This window comes from Paenibacillus hodogayensis, assembly GCF_039536325.1.
In the GTDB taxonomy this organism is placed as follows: Bacteria; Bacillota; Bacilli; order Paenibacillales; family NBRC-103111; genus Paenibacillus_AB; species Paenibacillus_AB hodogayensis.
Map to the genome: position 1 here is coordinate 126,755 of NZ_BAAAYO010000005.1, position 13,816 is coordinate 140,570.

At 48.5% G+C, this 13,816-nt stretch carries 11 protein-coding genes; 10 read left to right on the forward strand and 1 reads right to left on the reverse strand.

Going from position 1 to position 13,816, the window contains the following annotated elements:
- The first annotated feature begins 9 nt into the window (after window positions 1-9).
- The 9 genes from ABD796_RS10035 to ABD796_RS10075 all read left to right on the forward strand — a co-directional run bounded on the left by ABD796_RS10035 (window position 10) and on the right by ABD796_RS10075 (window position 11,280).
- Window positions 10-354 carry a DUF1806 family protein gene (locus tag ABD796_RS10035; RefSeq protein ID WP_344906758.1) on the forward strand — a complete coding sequence of 115 codons (345 nt, stop codon included), beginning with the start codon at window positions 10-12 and terminating at the stop codon, window positions 352-354.
- A 38-nt stretch (window positions 355-392) separates the two neighbouring features.
- Window positions 393-1,046: a bacillithiol biosynthesis deacetylase BshB2 gene (bshB2, locus tag ABD796_RS10040; RefSeq protein WP_344906761.1), complete on the forward strand. Its 654-nt coding sequence runs from the start codon at window positions 393-395 to the stop codon at window positions 1,044-1,046.
- A 205-nt stretch (window positions 1,047-1,251) separates the two neighbouring features.
- Window positions 1,252-3,015 carry a sensor histidine kinase gene (locus tag ABD796_RS10045; protein ID WP_344906764.1) on the forward strand — a complete coding sequence of 588 codons (1,764 nt, stop codon included), beginning with the start codon at window positions 1,252-1,254 and terminating at the stop codon, window positions 3,013-3,015.
- On the forward strand, window positions 2,990-4,090 hold the full coding sequence (locus ABD796_RS10050; RefSeq protein ID WP_344906767.1) for a response regulator transcription factor: 1,101 nt from the start codon (window positions 2,990-2,992) through the stop codon (window positions 4,088-4,090). The genes ABD796_RS10045 and ABD796_RS10050 overlap by 26 nt, the downstream gene beginning before the upstream one ends.
- A 173-nt stretch (window positions 4,091-4,263) precedes the next feature.
- The gene (locus ABD796_RS10055; protein WP_344906770.1) at window positions 4,264-5,940 is read left to right on the forward strand and encodes an extracellular solute-binding protein; all 1,677 of its coding nucleotides are present in this window, start codon (window positions 4,264-4,266) and stop codon (window positions 5,938-5,940) included.
- Window positions 5,941-6,045: 105 nt separating this feature from the next.
- A complete protein-coding gene (locus tag ABD796_RS10060) occupies window positions 6,046-6,990 on the forward strand; it encodes an ABC transporter permease (RefSeq protein ID WP_344906773.1) in 945 nt (314 codons plus the stop codon).
- A gap of 18 nt (window positions 6,991-7,008) precedes the next feature.
- The gene (locus ABD796_RS10065) at window positions 7,009-7,890 is read left to right on the forward strand and encodes a carbohydrate ABC transporter permease (protein WP_344906776.1); all 882 of its coding nucleotides are present in this window, start codon (window positions 7,009-7,011) and stop codon (window positions 7,888-7,890) included.
- Between the two features lie 65 nt (window positions 7,891-7,955).
- Window positions 7,956-9,359 carry a cadherin-like beta sandwich domain-containing protein gene (locus ABD796_RS10070; protein ID WP_344906779.1) on the forward strand — a complete coding sequence of 468 codons (1,404 nt, stop codon included), beginning with the start codon at window positions 7,956-7,958 and terminating at the stop codon, window positions 9,357-9,359.
- A 16-nt stretch (window positions 9,360-9,375) separates the two neighbouring features.
- Window positions 9,376-11,280: a glycosyl hydrolase family 28-related protein gene (locus ABD796_RS10075; RefSeq protein ID WP_344906782.1), complete on the forward strand. Its 1,905-nt coding sequence runs from the start codon at window positions 9,376-9,378 to the stop codon at window positions 11,278-11,280.
- Window positions 11,281-11,362: 82 nt separating this feature from the next.
- On the opposite strand, the gene ABD796_RS10080 is transcribed toward ABD796_RS10075, so the two are convergent.
- Window positions 11,363-11,584, reverse strand: a complete 222-nt coding sequence (locus tag ABD796_RS10080) for an NUDIX hydrolase (RefSeq protein ID WP_344906785.1) — start codon at window positions 11,582-11,584, stop codon at window positions 11,363-11,365.
- A gap of 387 nt (window positions 11,585-11,971) precedes the next feature.
- Between ABD796_RS10080 and ABD796_RS10085 the strand changes: the two genes are divergently transcribed.
- Window positions 11,972-13,789, forward strand: coding sequence for an alpha/beta hydrolase family protein (locus ABD796_RS10085; RefSeq protein ID WP_344906788.1), 1,818 nt, complete (start codon window positions 11,972-11,974; stop codon window positions 13,787-13,789).
- Window positions 13,790-13,816 lie beyond the last annotated feature (27 nt).

The window sequence follows — 13,816 nt, forward strand, 5'->3', positions numbered from 1 at the left end:
GGGACGCATATGAAGACGATCGATTCGCAAGCGGTCCAGCACATGCTCGACCAATGGAAGGACATCGAGTTGTATTTGCAGATGGAAATGACGACAGGCGCTTATGCCGCTCATATGGATAGCACCAAATTTACCGCATCGACGTTTGTGAAAAACGGTAAAGTCCGCTTTCATCAAGGTTCGATCGCGGGGAGCGGCCCGTACCGGGTCGGGTTGAAAACCGAAACCGGCTGGGTCTATTCCGAGGGGCTGACCCATTGGGCGGAGGAATCCGCCGATGTGCTCGTGCTCGCCGGATACGACAGCGAGGGCAAGCTGATCGTCGGCTTGCAGCTGAGCCGCCAACCATTTTAAATAAGATCGGCACACTTTCATCAGGGAGGGGAAACGCAATGGAACGACAACGCCATATTCTGGTCGTGCTTCCGCATCCCGACGACGAGACGGGAAGCTCGGGATCGCTGGCTTTGCATATCCGGCAAGGGACGCCGGTCACCTACTTGTGCCTGACGCTCGGGGAAATGGGGCGCAACATGGGGGTTCCGCCGTTTGCCAACCGCTCCACGCTGCCCACCATCCGCAAGCAGGAGCTGGAGCAGTCGTGCGCGAGCATCGGTATTGAAGACCTGCGGCTCGGAGGCCTGCACGATAAAACGATCGAATTCGAGGAACGCAGCGTTCTGGTTGGCAAAATCGCCGAAACGATCGCCGATGTCAAGCCTTCGCTGATCGTGACCTTCTACCCGGGCTACAGCGTCCATCCGGACCACGACGCCACAGGGGCGGCCGTTATCGACGCGGTGGCTGCCATGGCTCCGGAGGATCGCCCTGAGGTACGATGCATCGCATTCGCCAAAGGCTGCGAGGAGGCGCTCGGCAAGCCGGACATCGTGATCGACGTAAGCGAGGTACTCAGCGTAAAGCTGGCTTCGCTCCAGGCTCACCGTTCGCAATTCCAGCACATGTCCGGCATTTTGTCGCTGGAAGACGAACAGCTCCGCAGTCGCTGGAGCTTCGAACGCTTCTGGACGTACCGCTTCGACTAGAACCTGTGCCGCACGCCGCTGCGGACGCCAAAAATTCCAGCTTTCGGGCATCGTTGCCCGGGGCTGGAATTTTTGGCTTTTAGAGTTTAACTTGTTAATCAGGTTCTGTAGGTGCTCTAAGCAGTTTCTTATCGAACGTCCGCCATTGCACGGCATACATGTCTTTGTGATATAATTTGGAAAAAAAAGAGAGGCGGCATCGTGGATGCAGTCAAATATGCCGACATTTCCCAACCGATCTGGCTTGCTTTATACGTTGAGAAGCAGAGTGATCGTCGTTCTGCTGTTGAACTCGCTTGTTCCCCTTATTTTGATCGGCGGCATATCCTACTTTTCCTTTGTTTCGATTCTGGAACACAAAATTCAAAACAGCATTCAAAACAATTTGAAAAAGGCCACATTTTCACTCGAAAACGAGTTGAACAGCTTAAATCATGTCTCCATGCAGCTGTCATTTGAACAAGGAATTGGCAAAGATTTGGAACAATATCAATCATACATGGATGTTTACGATAAATACAATCTGGAATTGGCCATTCAAAACTATATCGACTTAATTACCTATACGAACCCGAATCTGGGACTAACTTATTATTATTTTAGCGATAATAAACAAACGGCTTTTAAGAAAAAGAAGATCAGGCCAGAGTTTAATCCGGACAAGCTGCCGATCCTGACAAGTTTTAGCGGGATTCGCTATAATGGTCTCCACAAAACGATGGATCCATCATCCAATTCGCTTGTGCTTTCCGTCGATAGGCGCATCTTTCTTCCCGGATATGACAATTTGCATGTGTATGTGGAAACAAACCTTCAACTGGCGGACGGAATTCTGAGTGGAGACCCATCCGGTATGAATGCCGCCCACGTCATGGTCGACGACCAGAATCGCATCGTATATAGTGAAAACGATCGCGATTTTTCCATAGGATCCACATTTTCGTCTTTGGATAAGCCTTTTCTCGAAAACCAGAATAGCTATATCTTTACGGAAACTACGGAACAAGGTTGGAAAATGGCTATTATTATTCCTAAAGCAGACTATAACCGCGAAATCAATGCTTGGTTCGGACAATATGCCTTTATCGTTGTCCTGTCGCTTACAGTTGCGCTTATACTGGCATGGGTGCTGTGGAGGACGGTATACCGACCGCTCTCGGGTATTAACAAGGAAATTCGTTCTTTGGAAAACAGCGATTTCCATTCCCCGTTGAAATATCCGCGGATCGCCGAGTTTGATTATCTGCTCGATCGATTTCAGCACATGCGGGGGCGTATTTGGGATCTTCTTGTGGAGAAGGAGAGGAATGAGAAGATGAAAGCGCAACTGGAGGTGGAGAAGCTCCTCTTCCAGATCAACCCTCACTTCCTCCACAATACGCTTGACACGATCCGATGGTTGGCGCGCTTGAACGGCCAGGACGAGATCGACCGGCTGATCTCAACCCTTAACAAATTGCTCAATTATAATATGGGCAAGGAGGGGACAGCAACCATTCGGCAAGAAATTAACGCGCTTAGGGATTATGTGGCACTGCAACAAGCACGCTATGATTTTCAATTTGATGTACATATTCAGACGGATGATGAACTTATGGAGGTGGAGATCCCTCGGTTTATTTTGCAGCCGCTGGTCGAGAATGCGTTATACCACGGAATCGGTGATGACGGCAGAATTGAAGTGAAGGTGGCTTCGGACAGCAGTAGGCGCATCATAATCGAAGTGCACGATAATGGAGTTGGGATGCAGGAGGAGGAAATTCGGCAGTTGTTCGACGCTGGGCTGACGGAGCGGGGCAAAGTTGGCATGGGAATCGGGATCCAATATGTTTCCCGGATCATTAACGTGCAATATGACGGCAAGGCGAGGTTGGCAATATGCAGTGAGCCGGGTAAAGGGACTTCAATGGTGTTATACATTCCATTACAGGAGAAGACCGCAGATGCTGAAAATACTTATTGTGGATGACGATAAGTTGGTGCGTAAAGGGCTTATCGTCACAATGCCATGGTCGGACTTCGGAATGACGGTGGTCGGGGAGGCGAATAATGGGGAGAAGGCGCTTGAATTTCTGCAGCAGCACGAAGTCGATTTGCTTATCACCGATTTGGCGATGCCGGTCATGCCCGGAATCGAACTGATGCGCAGGGTCAGGCGCTTATACCCGCATCTTGGGATAGTCGTTCTGACGTTCCATCAAGATTTTGAATCCGTTCAAGAAGCGCTAAGAATTGGCGCCATTGACTACATTGCCAAATTCGAGTTGGAAAAAGAGCAGGCTGAAGACGTGCTTGGCCGCATAGCCGAGCGTATTCGCCATGAACGGGTGCGCATAGACCGGCATGGAAATCCCTTCTACGATTATGAAAATGAACGGGACATTTATGGGGCCTCTGTCGATAAGCCGAACCATAAGCGTTCGTCCGTCCCGGAGAACGATCTCTTGGCGATTCGGGTACGTTGGTCTTCGCTTCTGTGGGTCATGAACGATAAGATGTTTCATGAACTATTGGCGGAGATGCGGCTGGTCAGGCTCTCTGTATCCAAGCTGGAAAGCATGTTTGATGAAGCGATGACCGAATGGGCCCGACTCGTTCCTGAAAAAACATTAGACCCGTTTAACCGGATTCAGACATTCGCGCACTGGAGCGATTGGGAAGAGTGGCTCCAGAGCGTACGTAAACAAATCCGCTTGAGACTAATGAAATCGTATTCCGCCGAGGTGATCCAAAGCGTATTAAAGGCCGTGGCGTTCATCAACCGACATTTGAGCGAAGAATTGCGGATTGCGGATGCTTCTAAAGAGGCGGTTATGAGCCGTAGTTATTTCAGTCAGTGCTTTAAAGACATTGTCGGTAAACCGTTTCACGATTATATGCGGGATGCGAGAATCGCCAATGCCCGGGTACTGCTGAAGCAGACGTCCAATCCGGTTTATTGGGTAGCGGAAAAATGCGGTTATCCGAACGAAAAGTACTTCAGCCGGGTTTTCCGCGAACAGACCGGAATGCTGCCAAGCGAGTTCCGGCTCTCAAAGGAGTGAAATCGTCCACTAAAGGTCTAAAATTGTCTTGTTTATTAAACGAGTCGGCATGAATACGTTCTAAAGTGATCTTTTACAAGATCATATTGACCTCCAATGGAGGTCTTTTTGCTTTATGATGATTGTAGATTCCGAGGAATCAACGTTATTAATAAAAAGGGAGAGTGTCAAAGTTGGGGAACAAGACAAAAAGATCTGCTCTTCTGGTTGCTGCCATCCTGTTGTTGAGCCTTGTCGCAGCAGGATGCACAAGCAAGGGCAATGATGCAGGAGGGAACAGCCCGTCACCGCTGAAGGACAAAGGCTCTACGCCGGATGCCGCCAAAAAACAGGAGGAAAAAGGTAAGCTGAAGATGTTCATGACGGATTCCGGTATTCCTACCCCGGATGGCATCAAATTAAGCGACAACCCGTTTATTAATATTGTCAAGGATTACGCCAATGTCGATTTGGAGATCGAAAAGCCCAGTTACCAGGAATACAAAACGAAATTCGATTTGCTGTTGGCATCGGGGCAACTGCCGGATATTGTACATACGATGTACGCCGCCGATGCGATTAAACGAGCCGATGAAGGGGCCTTTCTCGATTTGAAAAAATATTACGATCAGTCACCTCTTGTCCAGAAGATCATTACACCGGAGATGATGGAACTGGCCAAGTCGCCAAGCGGACACTACTACCGGATTCCGATGGCTGCGAATCAATCTCCGCAAGGTAAAGGACTGTTGGTGCGTTTCGATCTTGTGAAGAAATACAATAACGGCAAATGGCCGGAGTCTGTAGAAGAATGGGCGGATCTAATGCGCAAAATCAAGAAAGCGGAACCGGATTCCGTCGTCTTAACCAACCGGGTTAACGGGCAGAGAGTGCTTAGCTACGGGGGGATAGTTTTTTATACGATGTACGGAGCAGAGCCTTATAGTGTGCGCGTGCAGGATGGAAAGGTATACAGCACGTTCCAACTGCCGGAGTACCGTGAGGCAACCGAATTAATGCGGCAGTTGTACGAAGAAGGCGTTCTCGACAAGGAATTTGCGGTAAACGATCTTGCCAAATGGCAAGATAAATATGTGAACAAAAATGTGCTGATGTCTACCGACGATGCGAATCAAGTGTTGCCTTTTGCCCGCAATTTGAAGCAAGGCAAGACGAATCCCAATACAGTAACGCAAGAAATCGCCTTCGCTCCCCCGTTGAAAAAATATCCATCGGTATTGAAAGATCCGAAATATACGTATTCCCAATTATCATTGCCGATTAATTCGCACGGATTGTATATTTCCAGTAAAACGAAGGATCGGGATCGTGCATGGAAAGTGATCGAAGGGTTTGCAACGGAACAATTGCGTGAAGCTATCTTCTGGGGGAAGGAAGGGGAAACGTATACGGCCAAGGATGGGAAACGTTCGCCGATTGTTGAGAAACTGAATGACCCGAGCCGTTCCTGGTCGCTCCAACTCGCTCTTATCCCCGGATACACTGCCGGCCGGGAAGTTGGAGATGCGACTGTGGAGCAAGTGCTCGGTGCGGATTATACGAAAACGATACTCGATAGCATGAAAGCGGTTGCAGATCAGGCTGCAAAGGCCGGTCTGGGTTTCTGGAACTTTGAACAGTTCCCTAAAGATGTTGCCGACCAAGTGGATAAAAAAGGGCCAGAAGCGAACGATTTCATCTCCAAGGCAACGGTAGAGGCGATTATGGGCAAAATCACAATGCGGCAGTTTGACGATAGGGTAAAAGAATTCACAGAGAAATACGGCTTTATCTTCGATGAGCATACCAAATATATAACCGCACATAAAGATGAATTGCGGAAAAAAGGCGTAATGGAAGTCGAGTGGTAGGAGTTCCTGTGGTGCTCTCCAGAGAGCCGTGTTCCCGCCAACACGGGCACCCCTCTCGTCTACTTGTTGCTGCAGTATGATTTCGAAAACAGGAGGATTCCCATCATGGAGGCACAACTCGATATCCCATCAAAAACAACAGGCAGGCACAGCAAGCGAATGTATAAAAAAACATGGTTTACCCTTTACTTGCTGCTAGCGCCGGCACTGATTTTATTGTTCATTTTTAATTACATCCCGATGTACGGCATCACCATCGCCTTTCAGGATTACTCGCCTTTTCTCGGTACTGCGGGAAGTCCGTGGGTCGGCTTTAAGCATATTTCCTATTTCCTGCATGACGAGATGTTCTGGAAAGTGATGAGAAATACGCTCGTCATTAATTTCTATGACATCGTCTTCGGATTTACGGCGCCGATTGGTTTTGCCCTGCTTGCGAATGAAATCATGAATAAACGTTTCAAATCGGTGGTGCAGACCATTTCCTACCTCCCTCATTTCCTCTCGTGGATTGTAGTTGCAGGGGTATTCTACCAAATCCTGTCGCCGACGACAGGGCTCGTTAATGACGTGATGGAATGGTTTGGTTTGAAGCAAATTTTTTTCATGAGTGAGGAGAGCTTGTTCCGGAGTATCGCCGTCTTCGCGGATATATGGAAAAATGTCGGCTGGTCGGCAATTCTTTATTTTGCCGTCATTGCCGGTATTGATGTCAGCTTGTATGAAGCGGCGATGATCGACGGGGCAAACCGAATTCGCCAAGCGTGGCACATCACACTACCGGCGATGGTGCCGATGATCGTCCTTTTGTTTCTCATGAAGCTGTCCACCGTATTTACGATCGGCTTCGATCGAATCTTTACGATGCAGAATTCGCTCGTCCTCGATGTTTCGGATGTCATCAGCACATATATTTATCGAATTGGCTTGCTTAATGCCCAGTACAGTCTGACGACGGCAATCGGTGTCGTGCAGAGCCTGCTCGGATTTGTTCTGCTTATCACGGCGAATAAGCTGTCCAAGAAAATTGTCGGAGTGGGATTGTACTAAGGACAGGAGGCTTACTCAATGATTTACCGGTCGACATCCGGAAGAGTGTTTACGATATTCAATTACTTCTTTTTTATTATGTTCTGCATCACCATACTCGTTCCTTTTATTAACGCCATCGCCATCTCGTTCAGCAGCTATCAGGCCGTATCGTCGGGACACATTGGCTTGTGGCCGAAGGGCTTCAATTGGGAAGCATACAAAACGGTTGCATACAATAAGCAATTTCTTCGCACGATCGTCAATACCGTGTTTCTAACGGTGGTCAATACGGTGCTGGTTATTACCATTTCAATGGCAGCGGGATATGCGCTATCGCACAAGCGGCTGCCCGGTAAAGCGTTCATCTTCATCTTCATCCTCATCCCGATGTATTTCAGCGGAGGATTGATTCCGACTTACTTGTTGGTGAACAATATCGGGTTAAACAACACCTACGGGGCGCTGATCTTCCCAGCCGTCGTTAATGTTTTCTATATTATCGTCTTTCGCAATTCGATCATGCAGCTTCCGCAGGAGCTGTTGGAATCGGCGGAGATGGATGGGGCCTCGGAGCCGCGCATCCTTGTACATCTCATTGTACCGCTTGTGCTGCCGATGGTGATGGCGTTTGTTGTATTCAGCGCAGTGGCCTATTGGAACGAATGGTTCGGCGTGATGGTATATATTCGCGACAAGTCGATGTGGACGTTGCAGTACCAACTGCGCGACATCTTGGTCAACGCTGCCTTGGTGGATGAGGAGACGCAGAAAAATCTCGTGAACAGAGAAATGCTGATCCACCCGGATAATTTGAAAATGGCGGCATTAATGCTGACGATATTACCGATTGTCGCCGTGTACCCGTTCGTACAGAAATATTTCATTCACGGGCAATTAGTCGGCGCGGTGAAAGGATAGTCTGGTATAGCTTAGTAGAGGAAGTGAAAGCATTTACAATCAAAAAAAGAAAGGAGTCATGCTTAATGAACATGCTATCCCGTTTCCTGCCGCGGATTGTATGTATAGGAGTGATCGTCTTCACTTTGCTGACTGCTGGACTTCCCGCCAGTTTACAAGTGGAGGCAGCAGCTTCTGCCTCGGCTGTTACTACAGGAAGAGGACCACATGCCGTAGCGTCAAATCCGATAACCGGCAGGGTCTATGCGGCCAATGTTGATAGCGATAGTGTAACCGTGATGGAACATACATATGGCGGCTTTACTGTCGTTGCCACTGTAAACGTAGGAGTTACCCCGTATGCTTTAGCGGTAAATCCGGTAACGAATAAAATCTATGTGGCCAACGTGGACAGTGATAACGTTACAGTGATCGACGGCGCGACGAATAACACCATTACGGTGGCAGCCGGAACAAAGCCGTTTGCTGTAGCAGTGAACCCGGTAACCAATATGATTTACATTGCTAACATAGGCAGTAACAATGTGACCGTAATAGATGGGGCTACGAATGCTACCGTTACGGTACAAACCGGCGAAAGTCCGTTTGCAGTGGCCGTGAACATGGCGAACAATAAAATTTATGTAGCCAATGTGGACAGCGACAATGTGACGATGATCGACGGTACAAGCCATACAGCGGTTACCATTCCGGCCGGTAAGGGTCCTAGTGCGCTTGCCATCAATCCGCTAACCGGCAGCGTATACGTCGCAAATTTCTACAGTAACACCGTCACCAAGATCGATACGACTGGCAGCACTTCTACCGTACCTGTGGGTAAAACTCCGAATGCGGTTGAGGTCAACAAGGTGACGGGGACAATCTATGTTGCAAACGGGAGCAGCAACGAAGTGACAGTGATTGACGGGTACGATCATAGTATCTCGACCGTCACAGTCGGATCGGGTCCTAATGCGCTTGCGATCAATTCGGCTACTAACAAGATCTATGTCGCGAATTATGACAGTAACAACGTGACGGTGATTGACGGAGCAGCTCATACGACAACCACTTTATCAGTGGGCAGGAACCCGATTGCCTTAGTGGTCAATCCGGAATTGAACAAGATTTATACAGCCAATTTCAACAGCAACGAAATGACTTTCATAGAGGAAGAGGTGCGTGTAACGAACGCGGATTTAATAAATTTGGAGGTAAGCGAGGGCAGTCTAACGCCCACATTTGATAAAAACATATACACATATGCAGTTTATGTGGGTCACGAGGTAGAGCATACGACGGTTACAGCATCAACCTATAATCCGGCTGCTTCTATCTCGGTAACAGGTCAGGTATACGGAAGCAATCAGGCGTTTCCGATTAGGCTGCAGGTAGGAGCAAATCCGGTGCAGATTGTCACTATGGCTGAAGATGGCCTGACAAGCAAGACGTATATTTTAACCATAAACCGCGCTGTTAATGCTAATTAAACAGGAGGAATGGACAATGTTAGAAGAACAAAAAGTGGAACGGACAGAGAACGGGTCAGAGAGCAACAACAAAGAAATCATTAGCAGACGGAAGCTGCTTGCTTCATTAGGTATGGCGGGAGTTGCGCTCGCTTACACTGGGGTGATGAACGCTGCGATTCCCAAAGCCTACGCTGACGAGGTGGATCACCGTACAAAAGTAAAAGATTTGATGAAAATGAATTTGGTGATATCTACTACCATAGACGAACTTAGAGCCAACACACAGCCTGATGCAGAGCTTGTTTACTTTGTCCGCACACATGAAAAAGAGGGGCCATTTTACTATGATGCTACCGATACTACTTCATCTGATAATGGCGGGACCATACTCGTTTCTTCAATGGGTGCTAGATTTAAGCGGAGCTTCAGCGGTTCGGTTAACGTCAAATGGTTCGGAGCAAAAGGCGACGGAGCGAACGACGATACGGCGGCCATTCAACAAGCCATTAACGCCAAGGAAGGCACTGTGTTTTTCCCAAAAGGGAAGTATAACATTACAGCGCCGCTCGTTATCGAAACGGGGGATTCCTTAATTGGTGAAGGTCCAGAGGTAACGATGATCGAAAAAACAACAACGACGCTTGCCAGTCTGGGTACCCGTCTTATACCGGGAAATGCTTCTTCGGACAACTATAATGTCGATGCAGCGATTATCGTTCTTGCCCCGGATGGAGATTTCGCGCGATATATACATCTGGAAGGTCTATTTATCAAAAGATCGGACAGTTTACCGAGAAACAGCTCGTATTGCTTTTTTGCTCCGAGGGTGTACTTTATGACACAAAAAAATATGGAATATCGCAATGCAGATATCGGCTATTATACCATTAATGCTTGGATGATAACTTTGGAAAGGGTTTCATCCCGTACTGTCAATCGGGCATTTATTTGTGGTGATGCGGATGCACCAGGGGGAGGCGGCACAAGTCATACGGTTACCTCTTGCTGGGCGGGGGGCTGTCAAAAATCCGCATGGAAAATTAATGTATCTTATTCCAGTTTTACCGCTTGCGGGGCGGATTACATCGGTCCTTGGCCTCAGTCCAATGCCGGCAACTCTGCGGAATATATTTTCCGGCTTCGTGGTGTGGGGTTAAATTTGATTGGCTGCGCTACGGAGGAGTCCAGAGGGCCGCTGATGTATGTAACAAATGGAAGTTTAATCAATGTCCTTGGTTTTTACACTTGGAATTACTATGGAGATAACGCGCAATCGGGAACATATGCCATAACTTTAAAGAATGAATCGCAGCTGACCCTTTCAGGCGGATATATCAAGCTTGCCGGATCGGGTCCGATTACAGCGAAAATTGCTGAAGTTACCGAGAGTTCGAAATTATTTATAAGCGGACTTAAGACAACTCCCGATTATATGAGCGATGCACAAACCATATTTTCAAATTTAGGGGAAGTCTTTATAGCCGGTGCAAGAATGAAATCAGTAACAGCGGGCCAACAAACCAGAGACAGCTATTGGACTAACGGCTGCATTAATATCTTCGGATCTTGGGACAAAGCTCTTCTTAAATTCACGGATGCGACTTCTTGGGTTACTTCTTATCTATGGGTAGACACATCAGGTATCCTGCGGACCAAACGAAGCTCAGCTCCAACATCGGATCATGACGGTTATGCGGTGGGGGAACAGGGAATACGTAAAGGAACTTCTACGCAATCCGCAAACGCATCAGCCGTACAATTCCTTGTTCCACATGGCCTCGGAAGTGTTCCAAGCTATTACAACCTGCTCCCTGCCTCAGCCGATGCATCGGGCATTCAATATGTGGAGGCCGATTCCACAAATTTAATTATTCATTACTCTCTGGCTCCGTCTGCTGGATCTAGTAATATGATTTGGAAATGGGAAGCCAGAATATAATTGTCAGACTGCCGAATTCGAGAGAAACAAGCTTGTAACGGAAACTATGAGTTTGCAGGTGCAAAGGCATTGTCGTTTCAAACTAGCGCAGCTTCTCAAGTTGGATCTCGTGTTCTTCAACATAGTTACGATATTTTTTACCGGCATAGTAATCCATGATATCCTGGTTGATTTCCGGATACAGTTGGATGGAAGGCAGCGTCGAAATCGGTATCCATTTCACACCGGTTTGGTTGGGGTCCGGATTTCCAGGAATTTCGGGAACGGACCCTGTTTTCAATACACATTCAAACGTAATTCCCACTGAGTGGGTATCCCCATATAAGAAATTGCTTGGAAGAATTATTGGGATATTGTATCATTTATGTATATAAAACGTACATGGATGTGAGAGTAGTTGTCACACGAATCGGAGGAGGGTCATCCGAGGCTGTAGCTAATAAAATCCCTGCTTACGATGTTTTATACAATGGAGATTCCAATACATTAAGGATAGCGTTATCTGACCTTATAAAAGGAATAAAGAAACCACATTGACACCGTTTCCAAACCGTCTTATAATAAAGCCAAGTTAATAACTGTGGTGGAGAATTGGAGATCACACGAATTGTATCCGTTTTTTTGGATGGTTTCGTGAGGTCTCTTTTTTTTCGTCCAGAAAAAAATGGGGCTATATGGGGAGGTTACACCAATGAAGAACAAAAAAGGTTGGCGGTTTTTGGCGATGGCTTTGGCCCTGTGTGTGGTCAGTATGATCGGTTCGTCTTTGATGCAAACGTCAGGGGGACGCGTTACCGTCAAGGATCTCCGCTGGGAAACGCCGTCCGGCCATCTTCTGAGCGCGCTGTTGTTCGTGCCGGACAGCGCGACGAAGGACCGTCCGGCACCCGGCATTATTACCAGCCACGGCTGGTACAATAACCGTGAAATGCAGGATTTGAATTATGTCGAATATGCCCGTCGCGGCTACGTGGTCATGTCCATCGACATGTACGGACACGGCAATTCGGATGCGGTGGAGGCGAAGGAGTGGCCGAATCGCGGTACCGGGATGTACGACGCGGTTGAACTGATGGCCGCTCTCCCGTATGTCGACAAGACGCGGATCGGCGTGACCGGCCACTCCAACGGAGCGAGAGCGGCCAACTGGGCGATTGACGAGGACAACAGCAGCGGCAAGCATCTGATCTCCTCGGTGTTGCTGATCGGCAACGACGCCACCTACAAAGACGCGAAAACGCAAAAGTATTACAACAAGTACGGCAATCGCGACGTCGGCATTGTGGCGGGCCAATACGACGAATTTTTCTTCCGCACCAAGTTGCCGGACGGCAGCACTACGTCGCCGCGCGATTTCATCACGACCGACAACGCCCAGTCGTTCCTGCATTTCGGCTCCACGGAGGCCGGGGGCGAGAAGCGCACCAGCTATACGACGTATAAACAAGTCATCGACGGCAAATCCGCGCAGCGCATCATTTATAATCCGGCGCAGAACCATCCGTGGAACCATTTCTCGGGCGATGTCGCCTCGTACGGCATCGAGTTTTTCGAGCAAACGTTGGGAGCGCCGAATCCGATCGCCCCGACGAGTCAAATTTGGCAATTTAAGACGTTTTTCAACCTGCTCGGCTTGATCGGCTTCGGCATGTTTATCGTCAGCTTTACGAAGGCGATGCTGAATACGGCAACCTTCGCCTCGCTCAGAGCGACCCAAGAAGCGGCCATTTCGCGGGCTCCTGTCGGCGTGGGGAGAGCGTGGTTTTGGGGAGGGCTCGTCGTCAGTGCGATCGTTTCCGGCTACAGCTACATGGCGCTGTTCACCTGGGCCAACAAAGCGCGCCCGGCCTTTTTCACGCAGGCGCCCGTCTTTTACATCGGCGTCTGGTGTGTGGTGAGCGGCGTCGTTTCCTTGCTGATACTGCTACTGTCGTACCAGTTTTTCGCCAAAAAGCAAGGCTTGAATTTACGGGAAGCCGGCATCGTGATCAGCTTCCGGAATTTGTGCAAAACGGTCGGTCTGGCGCTGCTTGTAACCGTGGCCTCCTTCGGTCTCGTCTTTATCGCCGACTACCTGTTCAAAACCGATTTCCGTGCGTGGGTTATCGCCGTTAAAGCGTTTACCCCGGATAAAATCATGATTTCGCTGAAATATTTGCCGTTTTTCCTGCTGTTCTATATTATTAACTCGATCGCGATCAACTGCTTCAACTACGTTGGCAAAAAGGAATGGATCAACACCGCGCTGCTCGCTCTGTTCAACGGACTCGGCGCGATCGTGATCGTCGTCATCCAGTACACGAAATTTTTTACTACGGGATTCGTCTTTTTTACCAAAGTGTCCACCATCGTGGAAATATGGCTGTTCCCGATCATTATCATATTGCCGGTGGCCGCGATCATCTCGCGGAAATTGTATCGCTCGACCAAAAACCCGTATTTGGCCGGCATCATCAACGCTCTGATTATTACGGTAATCAGTTGCACCAATACGCTGACCCAATATTAAAAGTCTTCTTGGAATCCTCGCGGCTTC

Excerpts from the sequence above, each read along its gene's own strand:
- ABD796_RS10060 (WP_344906773.1), top strand. The coding sequence starts at position 6,046 with ATGGAGGCACAACTCGATATCCCATCAAAAACAACAGGCAGGCACAGC.
- ABD796_RS10070 (WP_344906779.1), top strand. The coding sequence starts at position 7,956 with ATGAACATGCTATCCCGTTTCCTGCCGCGGATTGTATGTATAGGAGTG.
- ABD796_RS10045 (WP_344906764.1), top strand. The coding sequence starts at position 1,252 with ATGCAGTCAAATATGCCGACATTTCCCAACCGATCTGGCTTGCTTTAT.
- ABD796_RS10065 (WP_344906776.1), top strand. The coding sequence starts at position 7,009 with ATGATTTACCGGTCGACATCCGGAAGAGTGTTTACGATATTCAATTAC.
- ABD796_RS10050 (WP_344906767.1), top strand. The coding sequence starts at position 2,990 with ATGCTGAAAATACTTATTGTGGATGACGATAAGTTGGTGCGTAAAGGG.
- ABD796_RS10035 (WP_344906758.1), top strand. The coding sequence starts at position 10 with ATGAAGACGATCGATTCGCAAGCGGTCCAGCACATGCTCGACCAATGG.
- ABD796_RS10075 (WP_344906782.1), top strand. The coding sequence starts at position 9,376 with ATGTTAGAAGAACAAAAAGTGGAACGGACAGAGAACGGGTCAGAGAGC.
- bshB2 (WP_344906761.1), top strand. The coding sequence starts at position 393 with ATGGAACGACAACGCCATATTCTGGTCGTGCTTCCGCATCCCGACGAC.
- ABD796_RS10085 (WP_344906788.1), top strand. The coding sequence starts at position 11,972 with ATGAAGAACAAAAAAGGTTGGCGGTTTTTGGCGATGGCTTTGGCCCTG.